This window comes from Streptomyces sp. NPDC054786, from assembly GCF_053611685.1.
Genome location: NZ_JBSHAW010000040.1, coordinates 8,433 through 34,531, shown reverse-complemented (window position 1 = coordinate 34,531; position 26,099 = coordinate 8,433). Strand labels below are relative to the sequence as shown.

Genomic DNA, 26,099 nt, shown 5'->3' with positions numbered 1-26,099 from the left:
CTCCTCAGCGCAGCTTGGGGTCGAGGGCGTCGCGCACCGCGTCGCCGAGCATGATGAACGCCAGCACCGTGATGCTCAGCGCGCCCGCGGGCCACAGCAGCATGTGCGGTGCGCTGCGGATGTACGTGGAGGCCGTGGAGATATCGATGCCCCAGGAGACGGTGGGCGGTTTCAGGCCCGCGCCCAGGTAGGAGAGCGTCGCCTCCAGCGCGATGTACGTACCGAGCGCGATGGTGGCGACGACGATGACCGGCGCGACGGCGTTCGGTGCGATATGCCGCAGCAGCATCCGGCCGTTGCCCGCGCCGAGCGCCCGTGCGGCCTGGACGTAGTCGTTCTGCTTGGCGGTGACGACGGAGCCGCGGGCGATACGGGAGATCTGCGGCCAGCCGAGCAGCACGATGAAGCCGACCACCGGCCAGACCGTGGTGCTCGTGACGACGGAGAGGAAGACCAGGCCGCCGAGGATCACCGGGATGCCGAAGAAGATATCGGCGAGCCGGGAGAGCAGGGTGTCGCCCCAGCCGCCGAAGAAGCCGGCCAGCCCGCCCAGCAGGCTGCCGAGCAGCGCCGCACCGGTCGTGGCGCAGACTCCGACGGTGATGGAGGCACGGGCCCCGTAGACCACCCTGGTGTAGACGTCCCGGCCCTGGGTGTCGAAGCCGAAGGGGTGGCCGGGCTGGGAGCCCTGCTGCGCCTTGGCGAGGTCCGCGCGGTACGGGTTGCCGGTGGCGATCAGCTGCGGCCAGATCGCGATGATCACCAGGAAGACGATGACCAGCGCGGAGACCACGAACACGGGATTGCGGTACAGATCGTGCCAGGCGTCGCTCCACAGGCTGCGGGGCTTGCCGAGGGGCTCTGCGCCGGTGGGGCCGGCGCCCGGCGGGGCGGCACCGGGCCGTCGCTCCAGGGACTCCGCCTCGCCGATGGCCAGCGCGGCGGGGCCGCCGTCGCCATGGCCGATGGCTTCCTTCGGGACGTAGGACTCAGGCATAGCGGATCCTCGGGTCGAGGACGGCGTACAACAGGTCGACGAGGAGGTTCGCCAGGAGGAAGACCAGCACCAGGATGGTCACGAAGCCCACGACGGTCGGCGAATTCTGCCGCAGGATGCCCTGGTAGAGCTGGAATCCGACGCCGTGGATGTTGAAGATGCGCTCGGTGACGATCGCGCCGCCCATCAGGGCGCCGATGTCCGTGCCGATGAACGTGACCACCGGGATCAGCGAATTGCGCAGCAGATGGCGGGTGATGACCCGGTGCCGGGGCAGGCCCTTGGCGATGGCCGTACGGACGTAGTCGGCGCGGGCGTTCTCCGCGATCGAGGTCCGGGTCAGCCGGGTCACATAGGCGAGCGAGACCAGCGCCAGCACCAGCCCCGGCAGCAGGAGTTCGTTCAGTGGCGCTTCCGGGGCCACGGACGGCGCGGCCCAGCCCCACTGCACCCCGAACAGGAATTGCAGCAGATAGCCGCTGACGAACGTCGGGATGGACACCACGACGAGGCTGAGGACCAGCACCGTGGTGTCGATGTCCCGGCCGCGCCGCAGCCCGCTGAACACCCCCAGCACGATGCCCACCACCATCTCGATCACGATGGCGACGATGGTCAGCCGGAGCGTGACGGGAAAGGCGGAGGCCATCAGCTCGGTGACCGACTGGCCGTTGAACGCGGTGCCGAAGTTCCCCTGGAAGATCTGGCCCATGTAATGCAGATACTGCTTCCACAGCGGCTCATCGAGGAAGAGATCGCGGCGGATCTGCGCGGCGGTGGCGGGGTCGGGGGCCCGGTCGCCGAACATCGCGGCCACGGGGTCACCCAGCGCATAGACCATGAAGAAGATCAGGAATGTGCTGCCGATGAACACCGGGATCATCTGGAGCAGCCGCCGGATCACATAGCGTCCCATGAAGCGTCAACCTCCCTCACACCGCAGTCAGTTGACCTTGATCTCGTTGTAGACGGGCACACTGAACGGATTCAGTGACACATTGCTGATCCGGTCCGAATAGCCGCCGCTGCCGTTCTGGTACCACAGCGGAATGGCCGGCATCTGCTGGGCGAGGATCTTCTCCGCGTCCTGGAACTTCGCGACCGCCTGACCGGTGTCCGTTTCCGCATTCGCCTCGTTCACCAGATTGTCGAAGGTGCGATTGCTGAACTTGCCGTCGTTGGACGAGGCGTTGGTGTAGTACAGCGGCTGCAGAAAGTTCTGAATCAGCGGATAGTCCATCTGCCAGCCGGCCCGGAACGGCCCGGTCATCTGCTTGGCCGTGATCTTGTTCCGGAAGTCGGCGAACGTCCCGACCGGGTCCCCGACGCAGGCGTTGTCGTCCCCCAGCGACTTGTTGATGCTGTTGCAGACGGCATCGATCCAGTCCTTGTGGGACCCCGTATCGGCGTTGTACGTGAGCATCGTCCTGCCGCCGGGAATGCCGCCGCCCTCCTTGATCAGCTGCTTTGCCCTGGCCGCGTTGAACACACAGGCATCGCCGCACAGCCCCGTCTTGTAGCCTCCGTCCGCGCCCAGCACCGGCGAGGTCCAGTCCGTGGCGGGCGTCCGGGTCTTCTGGAAGATCTCCCGGGTGATCTGGTCCCGGTCGATCGCCATCGAGAGACCGCGCCGCACCTTCTCCGCGCCCGGGTGGTTCCACCTCTTGTCGTACATGGGGAAGGTCAGGGTCTGAATGATCCCGGCCGGCTGATTGATATAGCGCCCCCCGAGGTCCGTCTTCACATGCTTGAGCTGCGCGGCGGGCACATCATCGACCAGATCGAGGTTGCCGGCCTGCAGATCGGTATAGGCGGTGTTGTTGTCCGTATAGACCCGCAGATCGATACCGCCGTTGTGCGCCGGGTCGTCACCCGGATACTTCGCCCACTTCCGCATCCGCAGCACGGACCCCTTTTCGTAGGAGTCCACGAGGTACGGCCCGTTCCCGACGGGCTTCCGGATCCAGGCGTCGTGATCCCGGAAGAATGCCTGCGGTAGCGGCATGAAGGCCGAGTAGCCCAGTGTGTCCGGCCAGCTGGAAAACTTCTGGTTGAGCTTGACGGTAAAGGTCCGGTCGTCCTTCACCGCCAGCCCCGACAGGGTCTTGCCCCGGGGGCTCCCGCTGTCCGGATGCACCTTCGAGAAGCCGTCAATATATTGAAAGAACGCCGCGTTCTTCTGCTTGTTGCTCAGCAGCGCACCATAATTCCAGGCATCCACGAAAGACTTGGCAGTGACCTTCTCGCCATTGCTGAAGGTCCAGCCCTTCTTCAGCGTGACCGTGAAATTCTGCGAATCCGACGTCTCGATCCGGTCCGCAATCACATTCTCCGCCGCGCCCGTCTTCGGGTCATAGCGCTTGAGCCCGCGGAACAGCATCTCCAGAACCTTGCCGCCCTGGACCTCATTGGTGTTCGCCGGCTCCAGCGGATTCTGCGGATCGCCCCAGGACGAGCTGATCACCCCGGAACGGCTTGCACCGGCCCCGCCCCCGCATGCCGTGGCCACGAGGGCGACGGCGACGGCGCATCCGCCCCACTTCGCGCGCGTGGCTCTCCGCATGACGCCTCCTCAGGTCCGGGATCATGCCTAGCCCACATAAGATCGCAAAGGGGGACGTACCGCACTTCGGCGACGACCGCCACTGCTCCGAAGACCTGAGAAACCCCTCGGATGCCCGAGCGGGGAAGGAACGGGAGGGGGAACGGCGGGGGGACGGTGAGGGGCACGGGGACGGAACCGCGTGAGGCCCCGGTGCCGCCCTGAGGCAGGCGAGCCCGAAGGGACGGCCCCGAACGGACGGGCCGCGCAACGGACGGCCCGCCACGGGACGCCCCTGGGGACATCCCCGAGACGGCGCCGGCAGATCCCTATATGTGGTGCACGGACTCCACCGCGTACAGCCGTGGATCGAACCCCTCCGCCAGCGCGGCGGCCTGCGTCATGTGCTCCTGCGCCGCCGGGTCGGCCAGCATCACTCGGAAGTGCTCCTCGCTCTCCCACTGCGCATAGTTGACGACCCGTTCGCCGTCCGCGCTCGCGTGGATGTTCGCCGAGATGAACCCCGGCCGGTCCTTCATCGTCTCCTCGGTGGCCCGGCTCAGCACCGCCACCAACTCCGCCTGCCGCTCCGGCACCACGGTGAACACATTGATGAGCGTGGCGATCTCGCGCCCGGCCTCGATCTGCGTCGTCGCTGTCATACCGCCAGTCTGCCGCCGACCACTGACATCGCCGTCGCGGAGGCCCGGTAGCGCTCGCACGGCACAGCAATGGGGCGCCCCTCACGCGGAGGGGCGCCCCATCACGTCGGACCGGCTGCCCGGCCCGGAACGGCGTCGGTGTTACCGCTTGGCGCGCGACGCGGTGCGGCCGCGCTCCTTCTGGTCCAGGACGACCTTGCGGATACGGACCGTCTCCGGGGTGACCTCGATGCACTCGTCGTCGCGGCAGAACTCCAGCGACTGCTCCAGGGAGAGCCTGCGCGGCGGGACGACGTTCTCGGTGGTGTCCGCCGAAGCCGCACGCATGTTGGTGAGCTTCTTCTCCTTGGTGATGTTCACGTCCATGTCGTCGGAGCGCGAATTCTCACCGACGATCATGCCCTCGTACACCTCGGTGCCCGGCTCCGTGAAGATCACGCCGCGCTCCTGGAGGTTGACCATCGCGAACGGCGTGACCGAACCGGAGCGGTCCGCGACCAGCGAACCGTTGTGGCGGGTGCGCAGCTCGCCGAACCACGGCTCGTGGCCCTCGAAGAGGGAGTGCGCGATGCCCGTACCGCGGGTCTGGGTCAGGAACTCCGTACGGAAGCCGATCAGGCCACGCGACGGCACGATCCACTCCATGCGGATCCAGCCGGAACCGTGGTTGGTCATGGTCTCCATACGGCCCTTGCGGGACGCCATCAGCTGCGTGATCGCGCCGAGGTGCTCCTCGGGGGAGTCGATCGTCAGCCGCTCGATCGGCTCGTGCGTCTTGCCGTCGATCTCCTTGGTGACGACCTCGGGCTTGCCGACGGTGAGCTCGAAGCCCTCCCGGCGCATGGTCTCGACGAGGATCGCCAGCGCCAGCTCGCCACGGCCCTGGACCTCCCAGGCGTCGGGGCGCTCGGTGTCCAGCACGCGCAGCGAGACGTTACCGATCAGCTCCTTGTCCAGGCGGTCCTTCACCTGGCGGGCGGTGACCTTGTGGCCCTTGCCGCCCTTGCCGACCAGCGGCGAGGTGTTCGTACCGATGGTCATCGAGATGGCCGGCTCGTCGACCGTGATCAGCGGCAGCGCGACCGGGTTCTCCGGGTCGGCCAGCGTCTCGCCGATCATGATGTCCGGGATACCGGCGACCGCACAGATGTCACCGGGGCCGGCCTTCTCGGCGGGCTTGCGGGTGAGCGCCTCGGTCATCATCAGCTCGGTGATGCGGACGTTGGACATGGTGCCGTCACGCTTGATCCACGCGACGGTCTGGCCCTTCTTCAGCTCGCCCTGCTCGACACGGAGCAGCGCGATGCGGCCGAGGAAGTTGTCCGCGTCGAGGTTGGTGACGTGGGCCTGAAGCGGGGCGTCCTCGTCGTACTCCGGCGCCGGGATGTGCTCCAGCAGCGTGGTGAAGAACGGCTGGAGGTTCTCGCTGTCGGCGGGGACGGTGCCGTCCTCCGGCTTGGTCAGCGAGGCGACGCCGTCACGGGCGCAGGCGTAGACGATCGGGAACTCGATCTGGTCCTCGTCCGCGTCCAGGTCCAGGAAGAGGTCGTAGGTCTCGTTGACGACCTCGTCGATCCGGGAGTCGGGACGGTCGGTCTTGTTGATGCACAGGATGACCGGCATCCGGGCCGTGAGGGCCTTGCGGAGCACGAAGCGGGTCTGCGGGAGCGGGCCCTCGGAGGCGTCGACCAGCAGGACGACCGCGTCCACCATCGACAGACCGCGCTCGACCTCGCCACCGAAGTCGGCGTGGCCGGGGGTGTCGATGATGTTGATCGTGATCGGGTCCCCGCCGTCCTTGGGGTGATACTTCACCGCCGTGTTCTTGGCGAGGATCGTGATGCCCTTCTCACGCTCCAGGTCGTTGGAGTCCATCATCCGGTCGTCGAGCTTCTCGGCGGCGTGTTCGGCGAACGCGCCGGCCTGCTTGAGCATGGCATCGACGAGGGTCGTCTTCCCATGGTCGACGTGGGCGACGATGGCTACGTTACGAATGTCGTGGCGCGTGGGCATACTGGCGGCGCTTCTCCCGGAATCGTGGGTGGCGACGCGTCCATTCGGTACGCGCGCCCGCCGGGCATAACCAAGCCACGGCCTCACCCCATCGTACGGGCCTGCGGCGGCATTGGCCGCCGCAGCCCGTACATATGCCCTCTGGCCTGCGGTTTCTTACCTTTTATTCGCCAGGACGTCAGTCCTGCTACTTCTGGTAGCCGATGTCCTGGAAGCGGGGCGTGGCGAAGCCGAAGGCGCCGATGTTGGCGAGCGACTTCTTCGTGGCCACCAGCTCGGGCCGCTGGTAGAGCGGAATCGACCCGGCGGCGGCCCAGATCCGGGCGTCGGCCTGCTCCACCAGCGTGTGCGCCGCGCCCTCGTCCAGCTCGGATGCGGCCTGGTCGAAGAGCTGGTCGATGTGGTCGCTGCCGACCCGGGTGAAGTTCTGCTCGACGGTCAGTGAGCCGTCGGGCGCGGGCTGCGGCTTGGCGTAGATCGGCCGGGCGTCGGTCGCCGGGTAGGCGGTGCCGGGCCAGGAGTACAGCGCCAGGTCGTAGTCGCCGGAGGCGATGTGGTCCTGGAAGTAGCTGGCGTCCGAGACCCGCTGGATGGAGGTCTGCACGCCGATCTTGCCGAGCATCTCGGCGATCCGCCGCCCGACGGTGCGCAGCTGCGCGGAGCCGGCGCCGTCGGGGAGCACGAAGCGCAGGGTGAGCGGCCTGCCGTTCTTCTTGACGGCGGCGACCCGGGATCCCTGGTGGCCGGCCGGCCGAGGTGCCGCCGCCGCGTCGGCGGGCCGCTCGATGGCCGCGTGCCGGGCGCCCGGGTGACCGCCGGACCCCGGCAGATTCGGGCCCTGTCCGGTCTCGATCAGCTCGGCCGCGCCGAGCGTCTGTGCCGCGCGCTTCTCGTACCGCTTGTACTTGGCGTACGCCGCGGACCCGGTGTCACCGTCCGCTTCGTCCTTCTCGCCGGCGGCCGCCTCCTTGTAGAACGAGGCGCTCTGCCGTAGCAGGGCGGCCTGCTGGACCTCGGAGCCGACCGCGCCGGTGAAGGACAGCGGGGCCTCGGCGGCGGCGGGCCTGACGCCTTCTTCGTGGTCCTTTGCGGGCGGGGCGGCGTGGCCGCGGCCGGAGCGGGCCGGGTTGCGGTCGTCGCCATCGGCATCGGCGTCGTAGCCGCCGTCCGGCCGGTCACCGGCGGACTCGTCACCGTCGCGGTCCTCCGACGGGTCGAAGCCGTCCTCGTCCTGGTCGGCGGCGCGCTCCGCGTCGGGCGCCGGTGCGCCCGCCTTCTCGCCGGCCTGCTGGCGGTCGGCGCCGTCGCTCTTCCAGCCGGCCTCCGCGAGCAGCGCCTGGGCCGCCCCGGTGTCCTGGCCGCCGAGCGCGTCGCTGTGGTCCTGGTAGCCGTACTGCTCGGCCATCAGCAGGTGGCTGCCGAGCGGCCTGGACGGCAGGTCGAGCGGCTTGAGGACGGTGTCAGCGAGCGCCTGGCGGTCGATGGCGCGGGCCACCGCGCGGCGTACCCGGTCGTCGGCCAGCGGCCCGCTGCTGCCGTTGAGGGCGAGCTGGGTGTAGGCGGGCTCCAGGGCCTTGCGGATGGTGTAGCCGCGCAGGACGGCGTTCTCCGTGGCGACGGTCTTGGCGTCGGACCGGCGGGCCCGCTTCCCCTCGCCCTGCGGGCCCGCGTTGCCGTCGCCGGACTTCTTGGGCGCGCCGGATGCGGCGCGCCGGGCGGTGGCGACCCGCTTCGCGGCGACCTGGTCGACCGCGGCGACATCGACGCTCCCGTCGGCGAGCGCCGCGGCCCGCTTGTCGCCGGGCAGCGACTCCAGCACGATCTTCTTGAGCAGGGCGGGCTCGCCCCACCACTTCCGGTTGCGTACGAGGACGACGCGCCCCTCCTCGGCGTCCCGCTTCTGGACCAGGAACGGCCCGGCACCGACCTTGAGTTGCTCGCGGGCACCGTCGTTGAAGGCGTCGGCGTCGGCCATGACGCTCTTGGGGTAGAGCGGGGTGAACAGGGAGCGCCAGTCCGCATAGGGCCGGGCGAAGGTGACCTTGACCTCGTGGGGGCCCGCGCCCTGTTCGACCTTGCCGATCCGGTCGTAACCGGCGTTGCGGGCGGTCCAGAACGCATTGTCCTTGCCGCGCAGCGCGGTCCACTGGGCGATGAAGTCGGCGGCGGTGATCGCCCTGCCGTCGCTCCACCGCGCCTTGGAGTTGATCTTGTACGTGACGATCTGCTTGGGGTCGCGGGAGCTGATGTCCGCGGCGTCCAGGTAGTCGGCGTTGCGCTGCGGCCTGCCGTTCGCGTCGACGGTGAACATGCTGGGCAGCACCGCGCCGGCGATCCGCGTGGTGGTCGCGTCGGCGTCGGACTGGAAGGCGTTCAGCGTGCCGGGCATCGAATCGACCGCCCAGCGCAGGGTGCCGCCGTTCTTCAGCTCGCCGCGGGGCGCGGGGGCGATGTCCTGGGACGTCGCGACGGACGTCTCCCGGGCCGCGTCGCTGCATCCCGTCAGGACCGGCAGCGGGAGCAGCACCCCCGCCGCGACAAGCGCGGCGCAGCGGCGTCTGCGGCACGCCGCGCGACTGCCTGAGGGGTGGTCGTGGTCGGTCATGACGGTTACCTCCGGGCTCACCCGCGCCGCCGCTCGCCGCCTGGGGCCTGACCGGCGCACCACGTTCGGCCGACTTTGCGGCTCATCACATCTATGGCACCCCTACTGAAAGCGACCCTGTGCGGACCGGCCGCACGACACGTCGGCCACTACCCCAAGGCCACCCGCCCGGCCCAACACAGGGCCCCTGAGGCGGCCGGAAACGGGGTGCGCGCGGGTGCGGGCGGCCCCGTGTACCTGCCGTTCCCGTATCGGCGTTCGACCTACGCCGAGGCGCATGGTTGCCGAAACGCACCGGTTCGAGTCGTAATCACGCCCGACCCCTTCCCAACGCCTACTGTGACGCGCGACACTCTCGGGCGCATGAGATCGCCCAGCACACCTTCAAAAGTGAGGGCACGTTATGTCCCTTCAGGACGAATTGACGGCGGTTGAACGCAGCCTGGACGGCCTGGTCCGGTCGGTGGGAAGGCTGGAGGCGCAGCTCGACGCCGGTCTGGATATCCGCCGGGTCCGCAGCGACGCGGAGCATCTGCGCGAAAGCCTCACCCTGCTCAAGCAGAGTGTGGCGACCGGTCCGCCCCGCCGTGCGGGAGCCGTCATCGAGGAGATGGTGACGATCTCCGACGCGCCCTACAACTCCGCGCTGTGGACCGACGCCGAGGACGAAGGTCTCGGCTCCAGGAACGGCCACGCGCCCTGACGACATAGCAAGAGACCCGCCGTCCGCCCCTCAACCCGTCCCGCCCCGCCCCGGCGGTGCCTTCGCCGCCCCCGCCCCGACGGAGCGCCCTTCACGGAGACCGACGTTGGCCACTGGCACCGAACCCTCCCCACCAGCCCCCGCGACCGGTGTGCACTCCACCTCGCGCGCCGCCATCCCCGCCCGTCATCTGCGCACCGACCGCTGGTGGCTGGCGCCCGCGGGCACCGCCGCCGGGCTGTTCGCGTTCATCGTCTACTCGACCTGGCGGGCGTTCGCGAACGCCGACTACTACCACGCGCCCTATGTCTCGCCGTTCTACTCGCCCTGCCTCGCCGAGAACTGTCACACCATGCGTGGCGGCCCCAACTGGGACATCTTCGGCAGCTGGTGGGGCCTGTCCCCCGCGCTGCTCATCCTGATCTTCCCGCTGGGCTTCCGGCTGACCTGCTACTACTACCGCAAGGCCTACTACCGCGGCTTCTGGGCCTCGCCGCCGGCCTGCGCGGTCGCCGAGCCGCACAAGAAGTACACCGGTGAGACCCGCTTCCCGCTGATCCTGCAGAACATCCACCGCTACTTCTTCTACTTCGCGGTGCTGGTCGCGGGCGTGCTGACCTACGACACGGCGCTCACCTTCCGCGACGAGCACTACGCCTGGGGCCATATGGGCCTGGGCACCCTGGTGTTCCTCGCCAACATCGTGCTGATCTGGGCGTACACCCTCTCCTGCCACTCCTGCCGGCACATCGTCGGCGGCCGGCTGCGGCACTTCTCCAAGCACCCGGTGCGCTACCGGCTGTGGGGCTGGGTCGGCAAGCTCAACGAGCGGCACATGCTGCTCGCGTGGTCCTCGCTGATCAGCGTGGCCGTCGCCGACTTCTATGTCTTCCTGCTGGCCAGCGGGGCCATCGTGGACCCGCGTTTCTTCTGATAACAGCATCTCCTAAGGAAAGGTGTGCCCTCTGATGGCGCATGTGGACCGGCAGGCATGGGACGTGGTCGTGGTGGGCGCCGGCGGCGCCGGGCTGCGTGCCGCCATCGAGGCCCGCGAGGCCGGCATGCGGACGGCCGTGATCTGCAAGTCCCTGTTCGGCAAGGCGCATACGGTGATGGCCGAGGGCGGCATCGCCGCCAGCATGGGCAACGCCAACGAGCACGACAACTGGCAGGTCCACTTCCGGGACACCATGCGCGGCGGGAAGTTCCTCAACCAGTGGCGGATGGCCGAGCTGCACGCCCGCGAGGCCCCGGACCGGGTGTGGGAGCTGGAGACCTGGGGCGCGCTCTTCGACCGCACCGCGGACGGCCGGATCTCCCAGCGCAATTTCGGCGGCCATGAGTATCCGCGCCTGGCACACGTCGGCGACCGTACGGGCCTGGAACTGATCCGCACCCTCCAGCAGAAGATCGTCTCGCTGCAGCAGGAGGACGAGCGGGAGTTCGGCGCGTACGACGCCCGGTTGAAGATTTTCCAGGAGTGCACGGTCACCCGGGTGCTCAAGACGGACGGCAAGGTCTCCGGTGCGTTCTGCTACGAGCGGGAGTCGGGCCGCTTCTTCGTGCTGGAGGCCCCGGCGGTGGTGCTGGCCACCGGCGGTATCGGCAAGTCCTTCAAGGTGACCTCGAACTCCTGGGAGTACACCGGCGACGGGCATGCGCTGGCGCTGCTGGCCGGAGCGCCGCTGATCAACATGGAGTTCGTGCAGTTCCACCCCACCGGCATGGTCTGGCCGCCGTCGGTGAAGGGCATCCTCGTGACCGAGTCCGTCCGCGGCGACGGCGGGGTGCTGCGCAACAGCGAGGGCAAGCGCTTCATGTTCGACTACATCCCGGACGTCTTCAAGGAGAAATACGCCCAGACCGAGGACGAGGGCGACCGCTGGTACGAGGATCCGGACAACAACCGCCGCCCGCCCGAACTGCTGCCCCGCGACGAGGTCGCGCGCGCCATCAACGCCGAGGTCAAGGCGGGCCGCGGCTCCCCGCACGGCGGCGTCTTCCTGGATGTCTCCACCCGGATGCCGGCCGAGGTGATCAAACGCCGGCTGCCGTCCATGCACCACCAGTTCAAGGAACTGGCGGATGTGGACATCACCGCCGAGCCGATGGAGGTCGGCCCGACCTGTCACTACGTGATGGGCGGGGTGGACGCGGAGCCGGACACCGCGGCGGCGACCGGCGTACCGGGCCTGTTCGCGGCCGGTGAGGTGGCCGGCGGGATGCACGGTTCCAACCGGCTCGGCGGCAACTCGCTGTCCGACCTGCTGGTCTTCGGCCGCCGGGCGGGGCTGCACGCGGCCGCGTACGCGGCGTCGCAGACCGAACGGCCGGCCGTCGACCCGCTGCAGATCGACGCGGCGGAGGCCGAGGCGCTGCGCCCCTTCAGCGCCGAGCTCGTCGAGGCGGACACCGGTCGCGAGCCGGGCCCGGCGGAGAATCCGTACACCCTGCACCAAGAGCTCCAGCAGGCGATGAACGACCTGGTCGGCATCATCCGCAAGGAAAGCGAGATGTTCGAGGCCCTGAAACGGCTGGCCGATCTGCGGGTACGGGCCCGGCGGGCCGGCGTCGAGGGACACCGGCAGTACAACCCCGGCTGGCATCTGGCCATCGATCTGCGGAACATGCTGCTGGTCAGCGAGTGTGTGGCGCGGGCGGCGCTGGAACGCGAGGAGAGCCGGGGCGGGCACACCCGCGACGACCATCCGGCGATGGACCGCACCTGGCGCAACATCAATCTGGTCTGTGAAGTCGCCGACCCGCAGGGCGATGCGCGGGCCGCCGACGCGGCGCTGGGCCAGATCCGGCTCTCCCGCCGCGAGACCCCGCCGATCCGCCGCGACCTTCTGGAACTCTTCGAGAAGGACGAGCTGGCGAAGTATCTGACCGACGAGGAGCTGAGCCGGTGAGCGTATCGCAGGAAGAGCAGCAGTCCGGCGTCTACCAGGCGCACTTCAGGGTGTGGCGGGGCGACACGGACGCCGGGGACCTGGAGGACTTCAAGGTCGAGGTGCACGACGGCGAGGTGGTGCTGGACATCATCCACCGCCTCCAGGCGACCCAGGTACCCGATCTCGCCGTGCGCTGGAACTGCAAGGCCGGCAAGTGCGGTTCGTGCAGCGCGGAGATCAACGGGCGGCCGCGGCTGATGTGCATGACCCGGATGTCGGTCTTCGACCGTACGGAGACGATCACCATCACGCCCATGCGGGCCTTCCCGGTCATCCGCGACCTGGTCACCGATGTGTCCTTCAACTACGCCAAGGCCCGCGAGGTCCCGTCCTTCGTGCCGCCGCCGGAGCTGGCCCCCGGCGAGTACCGCATGCAGCAGGAGGATGTGAGCCGGTCACAGGAGTTCCGTAAGTGCATCGAGTGCTTCCTGTGCCAGGACACCTGCCATGTGGTCCGGGACCACGAGGAGAACAAGGAAGCCTTCGCCGGTCCGCGCTTCCTGATGCGGATCGCCGAGCTCGATATGCATCCGCTGGACGCGGCCCCGGAGTCCGGCATCGACCGCAAGCGCACCGCGCAGGACGAGCACGGCCTGGGCTTCTGCAACATCACCAAGTGCTGCACCGAGGTCTGTCCCGAGCACATCAAGATCACCGACAATGCGCTGATCCCGCTGAAGGAGCGCGCCGCGGACCGCAAGTACGACCCGCTGGTGTGGCTCGGGAACAAGATCCGGCGCCGTAGCGAATAGCCGGGCGGGGCTGGGCCCGGGGCGCGTCCCCGGGCCCCGCCCGCGTCCTCAGAACAGACTCAGCAGCGCTTCCGCCGGGTCCATCGCCACCGACTCCCCGTCCGGCAGGGCGAGTTCGAACCACACGGTCTTGCCGCGCGGGGTACGGCGGCTGCCCCAGCCATGGCTGAGCAGGCCGACCAGCTGCAGTCCGCGGCCGCCCTCGTCGGTGTCCCGGGCGCGGCGGCGGCGCGGCTGGGCGAGATCGGCGTCCCAGACCTCGCAGACCAGGGTGCGGTCCAGCAGCAGCCGAAGCCGGATCTCGCCGTGGCCGTGCCGGAGCGCATTGGTCACCAGCTCGCTGACCAGCAGCTCCGTGGTGTCGACCAGCCCCTGCAGATCCCAGTCCGTCAGCTGGTCACGGGCGAGTTCGCGGGCGCGGGCCACCGAACGGGCCTCCGGCGCCAGACTCCAGTCGCCCACCGCGTCCTTGGGCAGCCCGTGCACCCGCGCCATCAGCAGCGCGATGTCGTCCTCGCCGTGCGAGGTGTCCATGGCGCTCAGGACCTGGTCGCAGGCGTCCTCCAGCGGGCGGTCGGCGTGTGAGAGGGCCGTCCGGAACGCCTGCAGCCCCTCCTCCAGCGGATGGTGGCGGGACTCCACCAGGCCGTCGGTGTACAGCGCCAGCAGCGCACCGTCCGGCAGCTCGACCTCGATCTCCTCGAACGGCTCGCCGCCGACGCCGAGCGGCATCCCCGGCGGTACGTCGAGCAGCAGCGCGTCCTCGCCGTCCTCGACCAGTACCGGCGGCAGATGTCCGGCGTTGGCGATCGTGCAGCGCCGGGTGATCGGGTCGTAGACGGCGTAGACGCAGGTGGCGAGGTAGACCTCGGAGAGATCGGCGGTACGGGCGGAGCGGCGCGGCTCCCCCGCGCCCTCGGACCGGCTGCGGGCCGAGCGCGCGGTGGACGACCTGCCGTCGCCGTCACCGCCGAGCCCGCGGGCGATCTCGTCCAGCGCCGAGAGCACCTCGGCCGGCTCCAGGTCCAGCAGCGCCAAGGTCCGTACGGCGGTGCGCAGTTCACCCATGGCCACGGCGGCGCGCAGCCCGCGTCCCATGACGTCGCCGACCACCAGCGCCGTACGGTGGCCCGGGAGTTCGATGACGTCGAACCAGTCGCCGCCGACCTCGGTGGCGGTGGTGCCGGGCAGATAGCGGCAGGCGATGTCCAGACCGGCCGCCTCGGGGTCGCCGGGCGGCAGCAGGCTGCGCTGCAATATCAGTGCGCGCTCGTGCTCACGGCGGTAGAGGCGGGCGTTGTCGATACAGACCGCGGCGCGCGCGGCCAGCTCGACGGCGAGCGCGGTGTCGCGCTCCCCGAACGGCTCGCTGCCCTTCGTACGGGAGAACTGCACCAGTCCGACGACGGTGTCCCTGGCGACCATCGGGACGGCGAGGGTGGAGTGCACCACCGCGCCCAGCTCCGGCCCGTCGTCGCTCTCCCGGCCCGGGATGATCTGTGCATGGGCGGTCCGCAGGGCGCCCGCGCAGGGGGAGTTGAAGGGGTAGCGGTGGACGGCGCCGACCGCGACCGGGCCGGGCGCGTCCCCGGGGACACCGGGGGCGGTGGCGAGCGGGGCGTCCGACACGGCGCTGGCGAAGGCGACCCGGCGCAGCTCCGCGCTGCCGTCGCTCATGCCGGGCGGGGCCTCGTCACCCGACAGCAGGCCCTGATAGAGGTCCACCGAGGCCAGATCGCAGAACTGCGGGACGGCGACGTCCAGGAGGGTGCGGGCGGTCGTCTCCAGATCGAGGGAGTTACCTATCCGGGCGCCGGCTTCATTGAGCAGGGCGAGGTTGCGCCGGGCGTTGGCGGCCTCACGCTCCGCCCGGCGACGGCCGGTCACATCGGCGGCCAGTGCCGCGACGCCTATCGGGCGGCCGCTGGCGCCGTGCAGCCGGTAGAGCGACACCGACCAGCGGCGGCGGTCGTCCTCGCCGGGCGCCAACCCGACCAACTGCATTTCGGCGACCGGCTCGCCGGTGTCCAGGACGCGGCGCAGCGCGGCGGCCATCCGCTCGGCCTCGGAGCGCGGCAGGAAGTCGTGCGGTCCGCAGCCGCGGTACTTGCTCGCCGGGCCGCCGAAGACCGTGGCGAACCGTTCGTTGACCCGCAGCAGCTTGAGGTCCGTGCCGAACAGGGTGAAGCCCATGGGAGATTGACCGAAAACGGCCTGCGAGGCGGCGAGGTCGGTCTCGATGCCGCGCAGCGCCCGGACATCGACGACGAGACAGACCGCGGCCCGCTCACCGTTCTCGTCGCGCGACGGCATCACATAGATCTCGGCGAGCCCGTCGGCGTCCGCGCCCTCTTCCTTGCGGTAGGGCACCAGGCCGGTCCACTCCCGGCCGTCGAGGATCTCGGACACCTTGCGGCGCCCGGTCGCCCGCAACTCGCGGGGGACGAACGCCTCGACGGGGTCCTTGCCGAGGGCGTAGCGCGCGGGAATGCCGAGCATGTGCTCCGCCCGCTCGCTCCACTGGTCGATCCGTCCGTCGGGGCCGAGCGAGAAGGAGGCCACGCGAATGTAGTCATAGATCGATCCGGGCCGGCTGCTCTGCCACACGGGCGGACCGTGCGGTTCGCGCGCGTGCGGACGCCCACCTGGGTCGCCGGAGCCGTCTGCACCGCCCTGCCCCTCGGCCTGTGCGGGTTCTGCCCCGCCAGATGACATCTCGCTCACGAGCCCCGTCCCCTCCAGCTCATCGTGCCCGGACCGGACTCGCCTGAGTATCCAGCACCTCGGCGATCCGGAACACGGTCTTCACGATCACAGCACAGTCTCGATCGCAGCCCATCTACAGGATGTCGATGAATTGGCAACGATCAGGACCCACCTGTCTCCTAACCAGCCACCGACAGCTCGAACCACACTGTCTTGCCACTCTTTCCGCGACGGGTCCCCCAGCGCCGCGAACTGCAGGCGACCAGCTGCAACCCACGGCCTCCCTCGTCATCGGGAGCGGCGTCGCGCTCCTGCGGCGGGTCGGGCAGCGGATCGGAGACCTCGACGAGCAGCCCGTCGGTGTTCAGGAGCACCATACGGACACCGATCGGCCCGCTGGCGTGACGCAGGGAGTTGGTGACGAGCTCGCTCACGAGTAGTACGGCCATATCGGCGGCGCCGTTCAGCCCCCAGTCGGCCAGCACCCGCCGGACCGCCCTGCGGGCCGTGCGCACCGCCCCGGGATCGGCCGGAAAGCTCCATTCGGCAGTGGGCGGACCGGAGGCCTTGGCGCGCCTGCGGACGGTCCCGGGGTCCGGCTCCGGGACCCCTGCCGCTGCGCTCTCGCCCACGCCGATCACATCCCAGCCCGATGGCATCCCCGTCGTCTTGTCTGCGTCGAGGGGGTCAATCAGGACATACCCGATATCCATGCCTCAGTACCGCCTGCAACGGTGCACTGTGGCACAAATGAAACATAGCGGCGCGCTCTGGCGGAGCAGCAAAGACGGGCGAGCGCGCAGGTGCGCCGAAGGAGGCCGTACGGGCAAGAGGCACGGCAGCGCGCGGTCTCACGGGCGCGCGAGCCGGCGCGGGCCGCGCACGGGCGCGTGCGGGCCGCCTACGGCCCGGGGCGGCGGCTACGGCCGTACGCCCGGCGCCCCGGCCGTCGCCGCCAGCCGGCGCATCGCCTCGGCCACCGCCGGGCGGTCCTGGTCGAGCCAGTCGACCTGGGACTCCTCGCCGGGCAGCAGCCAGCGCAACTCGTCATGGTCCTGCAGGGGCCGCGGCGCCCCGGACACCAGCCGGGCCGTCCACACCTGCAGGACATAGCCGGGCCGCAGCACCCACTCCCCCGGAATCCGCTCCAGGGCCGCCGCCTCGACACCCAGCTCCTCGCGCAGCTCTCGCTCCAGCGCCTGCTCGGGTGACTCGTCGTCCTCCACCTTGCCGCCGGGCAGCTCCCAGCGGCCGGCCAGTGCGGGCGGTGCACTGCGCCGTGCGGCCAGCAGCCGCCCGCGCTCGCACACCGCTCCGCCCACCACTACGCGCACGGTCGTCATGCGCGGCAGCCTACGTCCCCCGCCCTCGTCCCGCTTCTCGCTCGCCGCCCCTCAGGTCGTCGCCCGGTCGGCCTTCTCGACCACATAAAGCTGCTGGTGGCCGCGCGTTCCGAGCCGGTCGGCCACCCGCTCCGCCTCCGCTCGGGTGGCATAGCGGCCCACGCGATACCGGTTGCCGCCTTCGTCCTGGCGGATGACGAGCCAGGGGAGCACGGCTCCACCTTCGGTCATTGCGCCCCTCCATCCGCCGTGTAGCGCGCCGTCGCACGCCCCTGGTCTGCTGATGCCGAAATCGCAATCCGCATATGCCCGACCCTACGCCCGACCTTTACTCAGCGGATATGGATTTACACAAAGAGGCACCGAACCGGCCACCCGCGGGCCCCGGCGTACCGGAAGCGGCCTGCGAGTGGCCGGTGAGCCCGAGGAGCTCGGGCGCTGTACGAGGTGGTGCGGTCGCGGCTCAGGCGCCGACGGACTCCTTGGCCGCTTCGGCCTCCGCGGCGTCGTCCTTCTCCGCGGCCTGGATCTCGGCCTCGGCCCGGACCAGCGACGGGTTACGCCAAGAGCTCCGAACGCCCCAGTAGTAGAAGGCGAGACCGATCGCGGCGACCAGGGCGATGTCCCAGCCCTCCGGCAGATAGCCCTTGCCGCCGAAGTCCTTGCCGCCCAGGTACGAAACGGCGGCCATGACCAGCAGATACGCCACCATCCAGGCACCGGCCTTGAGGTGCGGCCCCAGCTCGGCCCACGGCTTGCGGCCCTGGGTCAGCGGCTTGCCGATCTCGTACCAGGCCCAGACCGGCAGTCCGACGGCCATGATCAGGATGACCTTGCCGGTCAGCGGCCAGCGGCCCCAGTACAGCACCAGCGAACCGAAGATCATGGCGATGGGCGCGATGACCGGCATCGCCCGCAACTTGACGGGGCGGGTGAGGTCCGGCGACAGCCGGCGCAGCGACATCACCGCGACGGGGCCGGTGATGTACGAGATGACCGTGGCGACCGACACGATCTCGGCGAGCGAGCCCCAGCCGCGGAAGACCGCGAGGAACAGGAAGGCGATCGCGAGGTTGAGCAGCAGCGCCGGGCGCGGCACACCGGTCTTCTTGTCCACCTTGCCGAAGATGCCGGGCAGATGGCCGTTCTCCTGCACGCCGTGGATCATGCGCGAGGTGGTGGCCGCGTAGATCATGCCCGTACCGGACGGCGAGACAAAGGCGTCCGCGTACAGCAGCAGCGCCAGCCAGTTCAGGCCCCAGGCCACCGCGAGGTCGGCGAGCGGCGAGTTGAAGCCGAGACCGGCCCAGCCGCCGCCGGCGGCCAGCTTGTCGGCGGGCACCGCCATCAGGAAGGCGACCTGCAGGGCGACATAGATGACCAGCGCGATCACGATCGACCAGATGACGGCCTTCGGCAGCGACTTGCCGGGGTTACGCGCCTCACCGGCCATGTTCAGCGGGGACTGGAAGCCGTTGTAGGCCCAGACGATGCCGGAGACGGCGACGGCGGTGAAGACCGAGCTCCAGCCGTTGGGGGTGAAGCCGCCGTGGTGGACGATGTTGCTGGTGTCGAAGTGCGCCGCCATCAGCGCCGTCGCGGTCAGCACCGGGACGACGACCTTGAAGACCGTGATCGCGGTGTTGGTCTTCGCGAACAGCGAGATCGCGAACCAGTTGAGGAAGAAGTAGACGAGCAGCAGGATGCTGGCGAGCCCGACGCCGGTGCCGGTCAGCTCCTTGCCGTCGTAGAGCGCATGCGCCCAGCCGAAGTCCCAGGAACTCATGTACTGGACGGAGGCGGTGGCCTCACCCGGGATGACGGAGACGATCGCGATCCAGTTCGCCCAGGCCGCGAGGTATCCGGCGAGCGAGCCGTGGGAGTACTGGCCGTAGCGGACCATGCCGCCGGCCTTCGGGAACATCGAGCCGAGTTCGGTGTAGGTGAGCGCGATCGTGAGAGCGACGAGCGCACCGATGATCCAGGCGAGGATCGCGGCCGGGCCGGCGATGGCAGCGGCACGTTCGGCTCCGAAGAGCCAGCCGGAGCCGATGATGGACCCGAGACCCGTGGCGGTCAGGGCGATGGTCCCGAGGGACCGACGGTAATTCGAGTGCGAGCCCTGCTCCGCGCTCGGGGTCTTCGTCGTGCTCACGTGCTTGGTCTCCTGGTCTTCCCCCGTGCCGTGCACAAACTTCGCCATCGTAAGAGCGATTCGGGAGATCGGCTTCCCACAGCTGCCCAAAACAGCCGCCCAGTTGAGACTGTGTGATCTTTCCAACATCAAGACCTAGCCACCATTTGCCAACAGAGCGAGGCAAATGGGACATCAATCCGAGAACCACGGCCTCCCACAGGGCGTCCGGCGCACGCGCGCAGGGAGGGGCGAACGCCTGCCGGCTACTTCACCGGCAGGTGGTAGGCGATCCGGTACCGGTCAGCGAGGGTGACGACATCGGCCGTCTCGACCGGCCTGCCGCCCGCGTAGTACGTCCGCGAGACGACCAGCACCGCATGGCCGGGCACCCCGCCCAACGTCATGGCCTCCTCCGCCAGCGCCGGCCGCGCCCCGACCTCCTCGACGACGTTGTCCACCACCACATCGATGGCCGCCATCCGCTCGACCACCCCGCGCCCCGCCAGCGGCCCCTCCTCCGGCAGCATCACGGGCGTCCGCCCGGTCACCTCCAGAGGCTCCCAGGAGGTCGAGAGCATCGACGGCTCCCCCTCCGCCCGGAAGACATAGCGCGTCCGCATCACCCTGGCGCCCTGCGGGACGCGCAGCCGGGCCGCGATCGCCGAACCGGCCGGTTCCTGCTCGCTGTTGGACTCCCAGGTGCCCCGCACCCGCTCGTCCGTCTGCTCCTGCCGGAACGGCGTACAGCCGCCTGCCGAGTGGAACCCGACGCGGGCGATACGGCGCGGGACGGGCTGCTCGCGTACGTAGGTGCCCGACCCCGAGCGGCCCTCGACCAGCCCCTCGGCCATCAGGACCTTGCGCGCCTCCAGGGCGACGGTGTCCGAGACGCCGTACTCCTCCCTGATGCGCGCCTGAGAAGGAAGGCGGGTGTGCGGCGGCAGCACCCCGTCGACGATCTTCTGGCGCAGGTCGCCGGCGACGCGAAGGTACGCGGGCTGCTCACCGAAAGGCACATGCCCCTCCCAACAGCTTGACAGTCAGCAACAGCGTGGCAACCGCGCGTTGCCAACCGCAAGCTTGGGCCAGATATTCACCGGATGTGATGAAACCCAGCTCAGCCCGTGTAAACGGCCGAGACCGGGCACCAGAGGCCCTTGCACCCCCACCCCGCGCCACCCCACCCTTTCTTTCCACCCGGTAGCCGCCATCCATACATGTCACGATCGAAAAGGGAGCACCCTCGAAGCGACGCCCGGAACGGCGGACGCCGGACGGAAGGCAGCAGGAGGAACCCGGCACACCGAACGCGGCACGCGGTACCAGGACGGGAAGGAAGGGATCCCATGCCCGCCGAACCCCAGCTCTCCCCGATGCCCAGGGAGTGGCAGCGGGCGCTCGCCGTCGTGGCGCACCCCGACGACCTCGAATACGGCGCAGCGGCCGCCATCGCCGAGTGGACCGACGGGGGGCGCGAGGTCAGCTATCTCCTGGTCACCCACGGCGAGGCCGGTATCGACGGGCTCGCACCGGCGGAGGCCGCCACGGTCCGGGAGGCCGAGCAGCGGGCCGGCGCCGCGCTGGTCGGCGTCCACACCGTCGAGTTCCTCGACCACCATCACGACGGCATCATCGAGCCCGGCCTGGGGCTGCGCCGCGATCTGTCCGCGGCTGTCCGGCGCCATCGCCCCGAGCTGCTGCTCACCCTCAACCACCACGACACATGGGGCGGCGGCCACTGGAACACCCCGGACCACCGGGTCGTCGGCCGCGCCGTCCTGGACGCGGCGGGCGACGCCGGCAACCGATGGGTGTTCCCCGAGCTCGCCGGCGCGAAGGGCCTGGCGCCCTGGAACGGCGTCCGCTGGGTGGCCGTGGCGGGCTCGCCGCACCCCACGCACGCCGCCGAGGTCGGCCCCGGCATCGACCGCGCGGTCGCCTCACTGGCGGCACACGGCGCGTACATCAGGGGCCTGCGCGGCGCCGAACAGGACCCGCACACCTACGCCCGTACCTTCATCGAGCAGATGCTGCGCGCCGGCGGCGAACGCTACCGCGGCCACCCCGCCACGCTCTTCCAGCTCTTTCCCCGCTAGGCGGTGTCTTTCGCATCCTGGGTGCCGTCCCGGCGTTGGTGACGCCGCCGGGCCGCGTGCCGGTGCGGGCGGTCGTGGAGTCGGCCGGGCCGCGGGCGTTCGTGGAGTCGGCCTGGCTGCCCCGGGCGCCCCTCACCCTTCCGCGCGCCGCGATGTCGCCCATCAGGACGTCGTACACCCGCGCCGTCTCCTCGGCCCTGCAGCTCCTGGAAGTGCGGATACGACGAGTACGGCACCCCGCCGCCGGCGCGGAAGGCCGACAGGACCTCGTCCTCGATATCGCCCGTCATCGCCGGGAGCCCGGTGCACACCGCGGCAGCGCGGGCGGGGCGCCGCCGACCGGTCCGATTCTGTGGGCCGTCGGTGGCACACCGGGCCGTGCACGCTTGCGCCTACCGTCGAGCTCCCCCGCCGCGCTGAACAATCGCCCTGGCCAAGACGTACGCACGGATCTCAGCGGACTGAGGGGAACGACCGATGGACCGAGCGAGACATCCGGATCGCAGAGCTCTGCTCGCCGGCGGACTTGTCGTCGCCACGGCTGCACTTGCGGGGTGCTCATCGAAGAGCGTCGCCACGGTGGCGGCCAGCGCTTCGCCGCAGCCGCAGCCGCGGCCCAGCACGCCCGCAGCGGCCTTCACGCGCCTGATCGAAGGCAACAAGCGCTGGGTGAGCGGGGACCTCCAGCACCCCGACCGGGATCCGGACCGGCGCGAGTTCGTGTCCCAGAAACAGGAGCCCTTCGGCTCGGTCCTCGCGTGCATCGACTCCCGGGTGCCGCCGGAACTCCTCTTCGACACCGGGCTGGGCGACCTCTATGTGATGCGCACGGGCGGGGAGGCGGTCGGCCCGGTGGTCACGGGTTCCGTGGAGTACGGGCCCATGACCAGTGGCACGCCGCTCGTCGTGGTGCTCGGGCATCAGCGTTGCGGCGCGATCGAGGCGGCGTACAAGTCGCTCCGCGGCGGCGAGGCGCTGCCCGGCAACCTGGAGGCGATCGCCAGGGCGCTGCGGCCGGCGTACGACCAGGCGGTCCGGAAGGGCGGTGCCGACCCGGTCGACACCATGGCCCGCGCCCAGGTCACGCTGACCGCGGCCGACCTGCGCTCCAACCGGGACCTGGCCCCGCTCGTGCGCAAGGGCACCCTTGCCGTGGTCGGCGCCTACTACTCGCTCGACACCGGCAAGGTGGAAATCCTCACCGGCGCCCCGTACTGACCGCTCCGACGGGCCGGACGAGCGCGCTCAGGCCGCTGGGCACGAGCGGGGCCGCTCGCCGTGGACGGGGATCGCCGCCCGCAAGCGCCTCGTCGCGCGTGCGCCGACCCGGGCCGGCCGTGGGGCCTACCGGCTCACGCCGCGAGGAGCTCCGCCCACCGTGTGACACCGCCCGCGTGGAACAGCGTGCCGCACCGGGCCGACAGGGCGGTGACAATGCCGATCCCGCGGCCGTGCTCGTCCGCGGGCTCGACGGGCGACCGCTCGTCCGCCGCCGCGGGCCCCGCGTCGGTGACCTCGACTCGCAGGGCGGCCCCGACCCGTGACAGCCGCAGCTCCGCCGGCGGCAGGGCGTGGACGACCACGTTGGTGATCAGCTCCGAGATCACGAGGAGGGCGTCCTCAGCGAGGTCCGGGGCCAGGTTCCAGTCGGCCAGGACCGTACGCACCCGCCGGCGTACGACCGAGACGGCCTCGGGGATGTGCGGAAGCGGGCAGACATGTTCGGCCGCCTCCCGAACCACCGCGTCAAGCCGTGCCGTCATGCCGCCTCCTCCGAGGCCCCTTACCGGCTGGACGCCGGGCTTGAAAAGGACGCTATGGGGGGACGCTGGAGGGGGTCAATGAACACCGGTCGGCATTACCGAACGCCTGCCTGCGGAGGAGCCATCCCTTCGGCAGATGCCGACCGCGGGACTACGATTGCCTCATGGCCGGCCCGGTCCAGTCGATCGAACGGGCGGCGGCAATTCTGCGTCTGCTCGCCAGCGGGCCCCGTCGTCTCGGACTCGGCGAGGTGGCCGCGTCGCTCGGACTGGCGAAGGGCACCACCCACGGCATTCTGCGCACCCTGCAGAACATCGACTTCGTCGAGCAGGACCCGGCGACCGGAAAGTACCAACTCGGGGCCGCGCTACTGCACTTGGGCACCAGCTACCTCGACGTGAACGAGCTGCGGTCCCGCTCCATCAACTGGGCCGACGCCCTGGCCGCCCGCAGCGGGGAGGCGGTCCGCCTGGGCGCCCCCCTGGAGGGCAAGGTGCTCATCGTTCACCACGTCTTCCGCCCCGACGACACCCTCCAGACCCTGGACGTGGGCGCGCTGCTGCCCCTGCACGCCTCCTCGCTCGGCAAGGTGCTGCTGGCCTTCGGCAGCGTGCCCCTGGAGCCGGCCGTGGAGGCCGGGCTGGAGGCGTACACCCGGCACACCCTGGTCGCCCCGGAGCGCCTGACCCGGGCGCTCGCCGAGGTCCGGGAGCTCGGGTGGGCCGCCGAAGTACAAGAGATGATCACGGATGAGGCCGGCGTCGCCGCGCCGATCCGGGGCCACGGCGGCCTGGTCGTGGGCGCCATCGGCGTCTCCGGCACGGTCGAGCGGATCTGCGACTCCAAGGGGGTCCCGCAGCCGGACCTGGTCACCCAGGTCCGCCACGCCGCCCGGGCGATCTCCAGAGACCTGGGGGCCTCCCGCTGGTGAGCCCCGCCGCCCTCGTGCACCGCAACGGAAGGCTGATCATGGTTGAGCGGTATGTGCTGTCCATCGACCAGGGCACCACCTCCACCCGATGCATCCTGTTCGACCACCAGGGGCGGCTGGTGTCGGTAGCCCAGCGGGAGCACCAGCAGCACTTCCCCCGGCCCGGGTGGGTGGAGCACGACGCCGTCGAGATCTGGCACACCCTGCAGCGCGTGGTCCCGCAGGCGCTCTCCCACGCCGATGTCAGCCCCGCTGAAGTCGCCGCCGTCGGGATCGCCAACCAGCGCGAAACGACCGTGCTGTGGGACCGGCGCACGGGCGTCCCGCTGGGCAGGGCGATCGTCTGGCAGGACACCCGTACGGCTGCGCTGGTCCAGGAACTCAGAGACCGGCCCGGGGACGATTTCTTCCTCCGGCGCTGTTGCCTGCCCCCTTCCACGTACTTCTCCGCCCCCCGGATCCGCTGGCTGTTCGACCACATCGACGGGCTGCGGCAGCGCGCCGAGGACGGCGAGGTGCTGTTCGGCACGATGGAGAGCTGGCTGATCTGGAACCTCACGGGCGGGCCGGCCGGCGGCATGCACCTCACCGACGTCACCAACGCCAGCCGCACCATGCTCATGAACATCAGCACCCTCGACTGGGACGAGGAGCTGCTGGAGTTCTTCGGGGTCCCCCGCCCGATGCTCCCGGAGATCCACTCCTCCGCCGAGGTCTACGGAACCGCCCGTTCCGTCCTCCCGGGCGTCCGTATCACCGCGGCACTCGGTGACCAGCAGGCGGCGCTGTTCGGACAGACCTGCTTCGCCCCGGGCGAGGCGAAGTGCACCTACGGAACCGGCAGCTTCCTGCTGCTCAACACGGGCACCGAGCTCGTACGGTCCCGGCACGGGCTGCTCACCACCGTCGCCTACAAGATCGAGGGCCGGCCCGCGGTCTACGCACTCGAAGGCCCGATCGCCGTCACCGGCGCGCTGGTCCAGTGGTTCCGCGACCGGCTGGGGCTGATCAGCACCGCCCCCGAGATCGAGACCCTCGCGCGCACCGTCGAGGACAACGGCGGCTGCTACATCGTCCCGGCGTTCTCCGGCCTGTACGCGCCGCACTGGCGCAGCGACGCCCGCGGTGTCATCGTCGGCCTCACCTCGTACATCACCAAGGGGCACCTGGCCCGAGCCGTGCTGGAGGCCACCGGCTGGCAGACCCGGGAGGTGGTCGACGCCATGAACGCCGACTCCTCGCTCGCCCTGAAGGTGCTCAAGGTGGACGGCGGCATGACGTCCGACAACCTGCTCATGCAGTTCCTGGCCGACGTGCTCGACGTGCCCGTGGTGCGCCCCATGGCCATCGAGACGGTCTCCCTGGGCGCCGCCTACGCCGCCGGGCTCGCCGCCGGCTACTGGCCCGACCTGGAGGTCCTGCGCCGCAACTGGCACCGGGCCGCCCAGTGGCTGCCGGACATGGACCCCCAGCGGCGGCAGTCGGAGTACGAGAACTGGAAGCGGGCGGTCGAGCGCTCGCTCAGCTGGATCAGGCCACCGAACCCGCCCTGACGACCGCCTCCCAAGGCGCGGTCGAACCGGTCACCGACCGGCCATGTCAGCAGCCGCCGCGACCGGCGTTCCGGGAAGACGACACACGGCCGCGCCGTCAGCCTTCGCCCCCCGGCGACGGGATCCGGACGAACGCACCCGATTCCGCTGACGCCCCGTCGGCCCGATCCGGCAGCGGTACGGACGACCAGGGATGACGACGGGGTGACGATACGTCAGAAATCCACCGCGGATCCAGCAACCGGCACAACAGCGGGGTGGGGCGGGCGCGGGGGCCCGCCCCCGCTAGCAGGACCACATTTAACAGGCCAAATAAAATGAAAAAGACTCCGGGGACCATA

General features: G+C 70.2%; 21 protein-coding genes. 8 read left to right on the top strand and 13 right to left on the bottom strand.

Going from position 1 to position 26,099, the window contains the following annotated elements:
- Nucleotides 1-4: 4 nt before the first annotated feature.
- The 6 genes from ACWGI6_RS29320 to ACWGI6_RS29295 all read right to left on the bottom strand — a co-directional run bounded on the left by ACWGI6_RS29320 (nt 5) and on the right by ACWGI6_RS29295 (nt 8,819).
- Nucleotides 5-997: an ABC transporter permease gene (locus tag ACWGI6_RS29320; RefSeq protein ID WP_453270304.1), complete on the bottom strand. Its 993-nt coding sequence runs from the start codon at nt 995-997 to the stop codon at nt 5-7.
- A complete protein-coding gene (locus ACWGI6_RS29315; RefSeq protein WP_453270303.1) occupies nt 990-1,913 on the bottom strand; it encodes an ABC transporter permease in 924 nt (307 codons plus the stop codon). The genes ACWGI6_RS29320 and ACWGI6_RS29315 overlap by 8 nt, the downstream gene beginning before the upstream one ends.
- Before the next feature lie 27 nt (nt 1,914-1,940).
- Nucleotides 1,941-3,560: a peptide ABC transporter substrate-binding protein gene (locus ACWGI6_RS29310; RefSeq protein WP_453270302.1), complete on the bottom strand. Its 1,620-nt coding sequence runs from the start codon at nt 3,558-3,560 to the stop codon at nt 1,941-1,943.
- A 308-nt stretch (nt 3,561-3,868) separates the two neighbouring features.
- Nucleotides 3,869-4,201, bottom strand: a complete 333-nt coding sequence (locus tag ACWGI6_RS29305; protein ID WP_393906851.1) for an antibiotic biosynthesis monooxygenase family protein — start codon at nt 4,199-4,201, stop codon at nt 3,869-3,871.
- 141 nt (nt 4,202-4,342) lie between these two features.
- Nucleotides 4,343-6,214: a translational GTPase TypA gene (gene typA / locus ACWGI6_RS29300; protein WP_453270301.1), complete on the bottom strand. Its 1,872-nt coding sequence runs from the start codon at nt 6,212-6,214 to the stop codon at nt 4,343-4,345.
- Between the two features lie 187 nt (nt 6,215-6,401).
- Nucleotides 6,402-8,819 (bottom strand): ABC transporter family substrate-binding protein, encoded by a 2,418-nt coding sequence (locus ACWGI6_RS29295; protein WP_453270300.1) that lies wholly within the window; start codon nt 8,817-8,819, stop codon nt 6,402-6,404.
- Nucleotides 8,820-9,222: 403 nt separating this feature from the next.
- Between ACWGI6_RS29295 and ACWGI6_RS29290 the strand changes: the two genes are divergently transcribed.
- From ACWGI6_RS29290 to ACWGI6_RS29275, 4 genes are all read left to right on the top strand, one after another.
- The gene (locus tag ACWGI6_RS29290) at nt 9,223-9,522 is read left to right on the top strand and encodes a hypothetical protein (protein WP_453270299.1); all 300 of its coding nucleotides are present in this window, start codon (nt 9,223-9,225) and stop codon (nt 9,520-9,522) included.
- Between the two features lie 106 nt (nt 9,523-9,628).
- Complete coding sequence (locus ACWGI6_RS29285; protein WP_453270298.1) at nt 9,629-10,456, top strand: hypothetical protein; 828 nt, start codon at nt 9,629-9,631, stop codon at nt 10,454-10,456.
- A 34-nt stretch (nt 10,457-10,490) separates the two neighbouring features.
- Nucleotides 10,491-12,434, top strand: coding sequence for a fumarate reductase/succinate dehydrogenase flavoprotein subunit (locus ACWGI6_RS29280; RefSeq protein ID WP_453270297.1), 1,944 nt, complete (start codon nt 10,491-10,493; stop codon nt 12,432-12,434).
- The gene (locus tag ACWGI6_RS29275; RefSeq protein WP_453270296.1) at nt 12,431-13,228 is read left to right on the top strand and encodes a succinate dehydrogenase/fumarate reductase iron-sulfur subunit; all 798 of its coding nucleotides are present in this window, start codon (nt 12,431-12,433) and stop codon (nt 13,226-13,228) included. Before ACWGI6_RS29280 ends, ACWGI6_RS29275 begins: the two co-directional genes overlap by 4 nt.
- A 48-nt stretch (nt 13,229-13,276) precedes the next feature.
- On the opposite strand, the gene ACWGI6_RS29270 is transcribed toward ACWGI6_RS29275, so the two are convergent.
- From ACWGI6_RS29270 to ACWGI6_RS29245, 6 genes are all read right to left on the bottom strand, one after another.
- Entirely contained in the window at nt 13,277-15,835 is a 2,559-nt protein-coding gene (locus ACWGI6_RS29270; protein WP_453270295.1) for a SpoIIE family protein phosphatase, read from the bottom strand.
- Nucleotides 15,836-16,113: 278 nt separating this feature from the next.
- Nucleotides 16,114-16,575 (bottom strand): ATP-binding protein, encoded by a 462-nt coding sequence (locus ACWGI6_RS29265; protein WP_393906919.1) that lies wholly within the window; start codon nt 16,573-16,575, stop codon nt 16,114-16,116.
- Nucleotides 16,576-16,854: 279 nt separating this feature from the next.
- On the bottom strand, nt 16,855-17,277 hold the full coding sequence (locus ACWGI6_RS29260; protein ID WP_393906843.1) for a (deoxy)nucleoside triphosphate pyrophosphohydrolase: 423 nt from the start codon (nt 17,275-17,277) through the stop codon (nt 16,855-16,857).
- Between the two features lie 51 nt (nt 17,278-17,328).
- Entirely contained in the window at nt 17,329-17,508 is a 180-nt protein-coding gene (locus ACWGI6_RS29255) for an SPOR domain-containing protein (RefSeq protein WP_129248180.1), read from the bottom strand.
- A gap of 232 nt (nt 17,509-17,740) precedes the next feature.
- The gene (locus ACWGI6_RS29250) at nt 17,741-19,432 is read right to left on the bottom strand and encodes an APC family permease (RefSeq protein ID WP_453270294.1); all 1,692 of its coding nucleotides are present in this window, start codon (nt 19,430-19,432) and stop codon (nt 17,741-17,743) included.
- A 245-nt stretch (nt 19,433-19,677) separates the two neighbouring features.
- Nucleotides 19,678-20,430, bottom strand: a complete 753-nt coding sequence (locus ACWGI6_RS29245; protein WP_393906841.1) for a GntR family transcriptional regulator — start codon at nt 20,428-20,430, stop codon at nt 19,678-19,680.
- 330 nt (nt 20,431-20,760) lie between these two features.
- On the opposite strand from ACWGI6_RS29245, the gene ACWGI6_RS29240 reads away from it, so the two are divergent.
- Both ACWGI6_RS29240 and ACWGI6_RS29235 read left to right on the top strand, forming a co-directional pair.
- Nucleotides 20,761-21,510, top strand: coding sequence for a PIG-L deacetylase family protein (locus ACWGI6_RS29240; RefSeq protein ID WP_453270293.1), 750 nt, complete (start codon nt 20,761-20,763; stop codon nt 21,508-21,510).
- A 579-nt stretch (nt 21,511-22,089) separates the two neighbouring features.
- Nucleotides 22,090-22,728: a carbonic anhydrase gene (locus ACWGI6_RS29235; protein ID WP_453270292.1), complete on the top strand. Its 639-nt coding sequence runs from the start codon at nt 22,090-22,092 to the stop codon at nt 22,726-22,728.
- A gap of 134 nt (nt 22,729-22,862) precedes the next feature.
- Here the strand turns inward: ACWGI6_RS29235 and ACWGI6_RS29230 are convergent, their stop codons facing one another.
- The gene (locus ACWGI6_RS29230; RefSeq protein ID WP_453270291.1) at nt 22,863-23,273 is read right to left on the bottom strand and encodes an ATP-binding protein; all 411 of its coding nucleotides are present in this window, start codon (nt 23,271-23,273) and stop codon (nt 22,863-22,865) included.
- A 164-nt stretch (nt 23,274-23,437) separates the two neighbouring features.
- Here ACWGI6_RS29230 and ACWGI6_RS29225 point away from each other — a divergent pair, with 164 nt between their 5' ends.
- A complete protein-coding gene (locus ACWGI6_RS29225; protein WP_453270290.1) occupies nt 23,438-24,205 on the top strand; it encodes an IclR family transcriptional regulator in 768 nt (255 codons plus the stop codon).
- A 38-nt stretch (nt 24,206-24,243) separates the two neighbouring features.
- Nucleotides 24,244-25,758, top strand: a complete 1,515-nt coding sequence (glpK, locus tag ACWGI6_RS29220) for a glycerol kinase GlpK (protein WP_453270289.1) — start codon at nt 24,244-24,246, stop codon at nt 25,756-25,758.
- Nucleotides 25,759-26,099: the final 341 nt, after the last annotated feature.

Excerpts from the sequence above, each read along its gene's own strand:
- ACWGI6_RS29230 (WP_453270291.1), bottom strand. The coding sequence starts at position 23,273 with ATGACGGCACGGCTTGACGCGGTGGTTCGGGAGGCGGCCGAACATGTC.
- ACWGI6_RS29255 (WP_129248180.1), bottom strand. The coding sequence starts at position 17,508 with ATGACCGAAGGTGGAGCCGTGCTCCCCTGGCTCGTCATCCGCCAGGAC.
- ACWGI6_RS29320 (WP_453270304.1), bottom strand. The coding sequence starts at position 997 with ATGCCTGAGTCCTACGTCCCGAAGGAAGCCATCGGCCATGGCGACGGC.
- ACWGI6_RS29260 (WP_393906843.1), bottom strand. The coding sequence starts at position 17,277 with ATGACGACCGTGCGCGTAGTGGTGGGCGGAGCGGTGTGCGAGCGCGGG.
- ACWGI6_RS29280 (WP_453270297.1), top strand. The coding sequence starts at position 10,491 with ATGGCGCATGTGGACCGGCAGGCATGGGACGTGGTCGTGGTGGGCGCC.
- ACWGI6_RS29295 (WP_453270300.1), bottom strand. The coding sequence starts at position 8,819 with ATGACCGACCACGACCACCCCTCAGGCAGTCGCGCGGCGTGCCGCAGA.
- ACWGI6_RS29315 (WP_453270303.1), bottom strand. The coding sequence starts at position 1,913 with ATGGGACGCTATGTGATCCGGCGGCTGCTCCAGATGATCCCGGTGTTC.
- ACWGI6_RS29310 (WP_453270302.1), bottom strand. The coding sequence starts at position 3,560 with ATGCGGAGAGCCACGCGCGCGAAGTGGGGCGGATGCGCCGTCGCCGTC.
- ACWGI6_RS29225 (WP_453270290.1), top strand. The coding sequence starts at position 23,438 with ATGGCCGGCCCGGTCCAGTCGATCGAACGGGCGGCGGCAATTCTGCGT.
- ACWGI6_RS29240 (WP_453270293.1), top strand. The coding sequence starts at position 20,761 with ATGCCCGCCGAACCCCAGCTCTCCCCGATGCCCAGGGAGTGGCAGCGG.
- typA (WP_453270301.1), bottom strand. The coding sequence starts at position 6,214 with ATGCCCACGCGCCACGACATTCGTAACGTAGCCATCGTCGCCCACGTC.
- ACWGI6_RS29290 (WP_453270299.1), top strand. The coding sequence starts at position 9,223 with ATGTCCCTTCAGGACGAATTGACGGCGGTTGAACGCAGCCTGGACGGC.
- ACWGI6_RS29305 (WP_393906851.1), bottom strand. The coding sequence starts at position 4,201 with ATGACAGCGACGACGCAGATCGAGGCCGGGCGCGAGATCGCCACGCTC.
- glpK (WP_453270289.1), top strand. The coding sequence starts at position 24,244 with ATGGTTGAGCGGTATGTGCTGTCCATCGACCAGGGCACCACCTCCACC.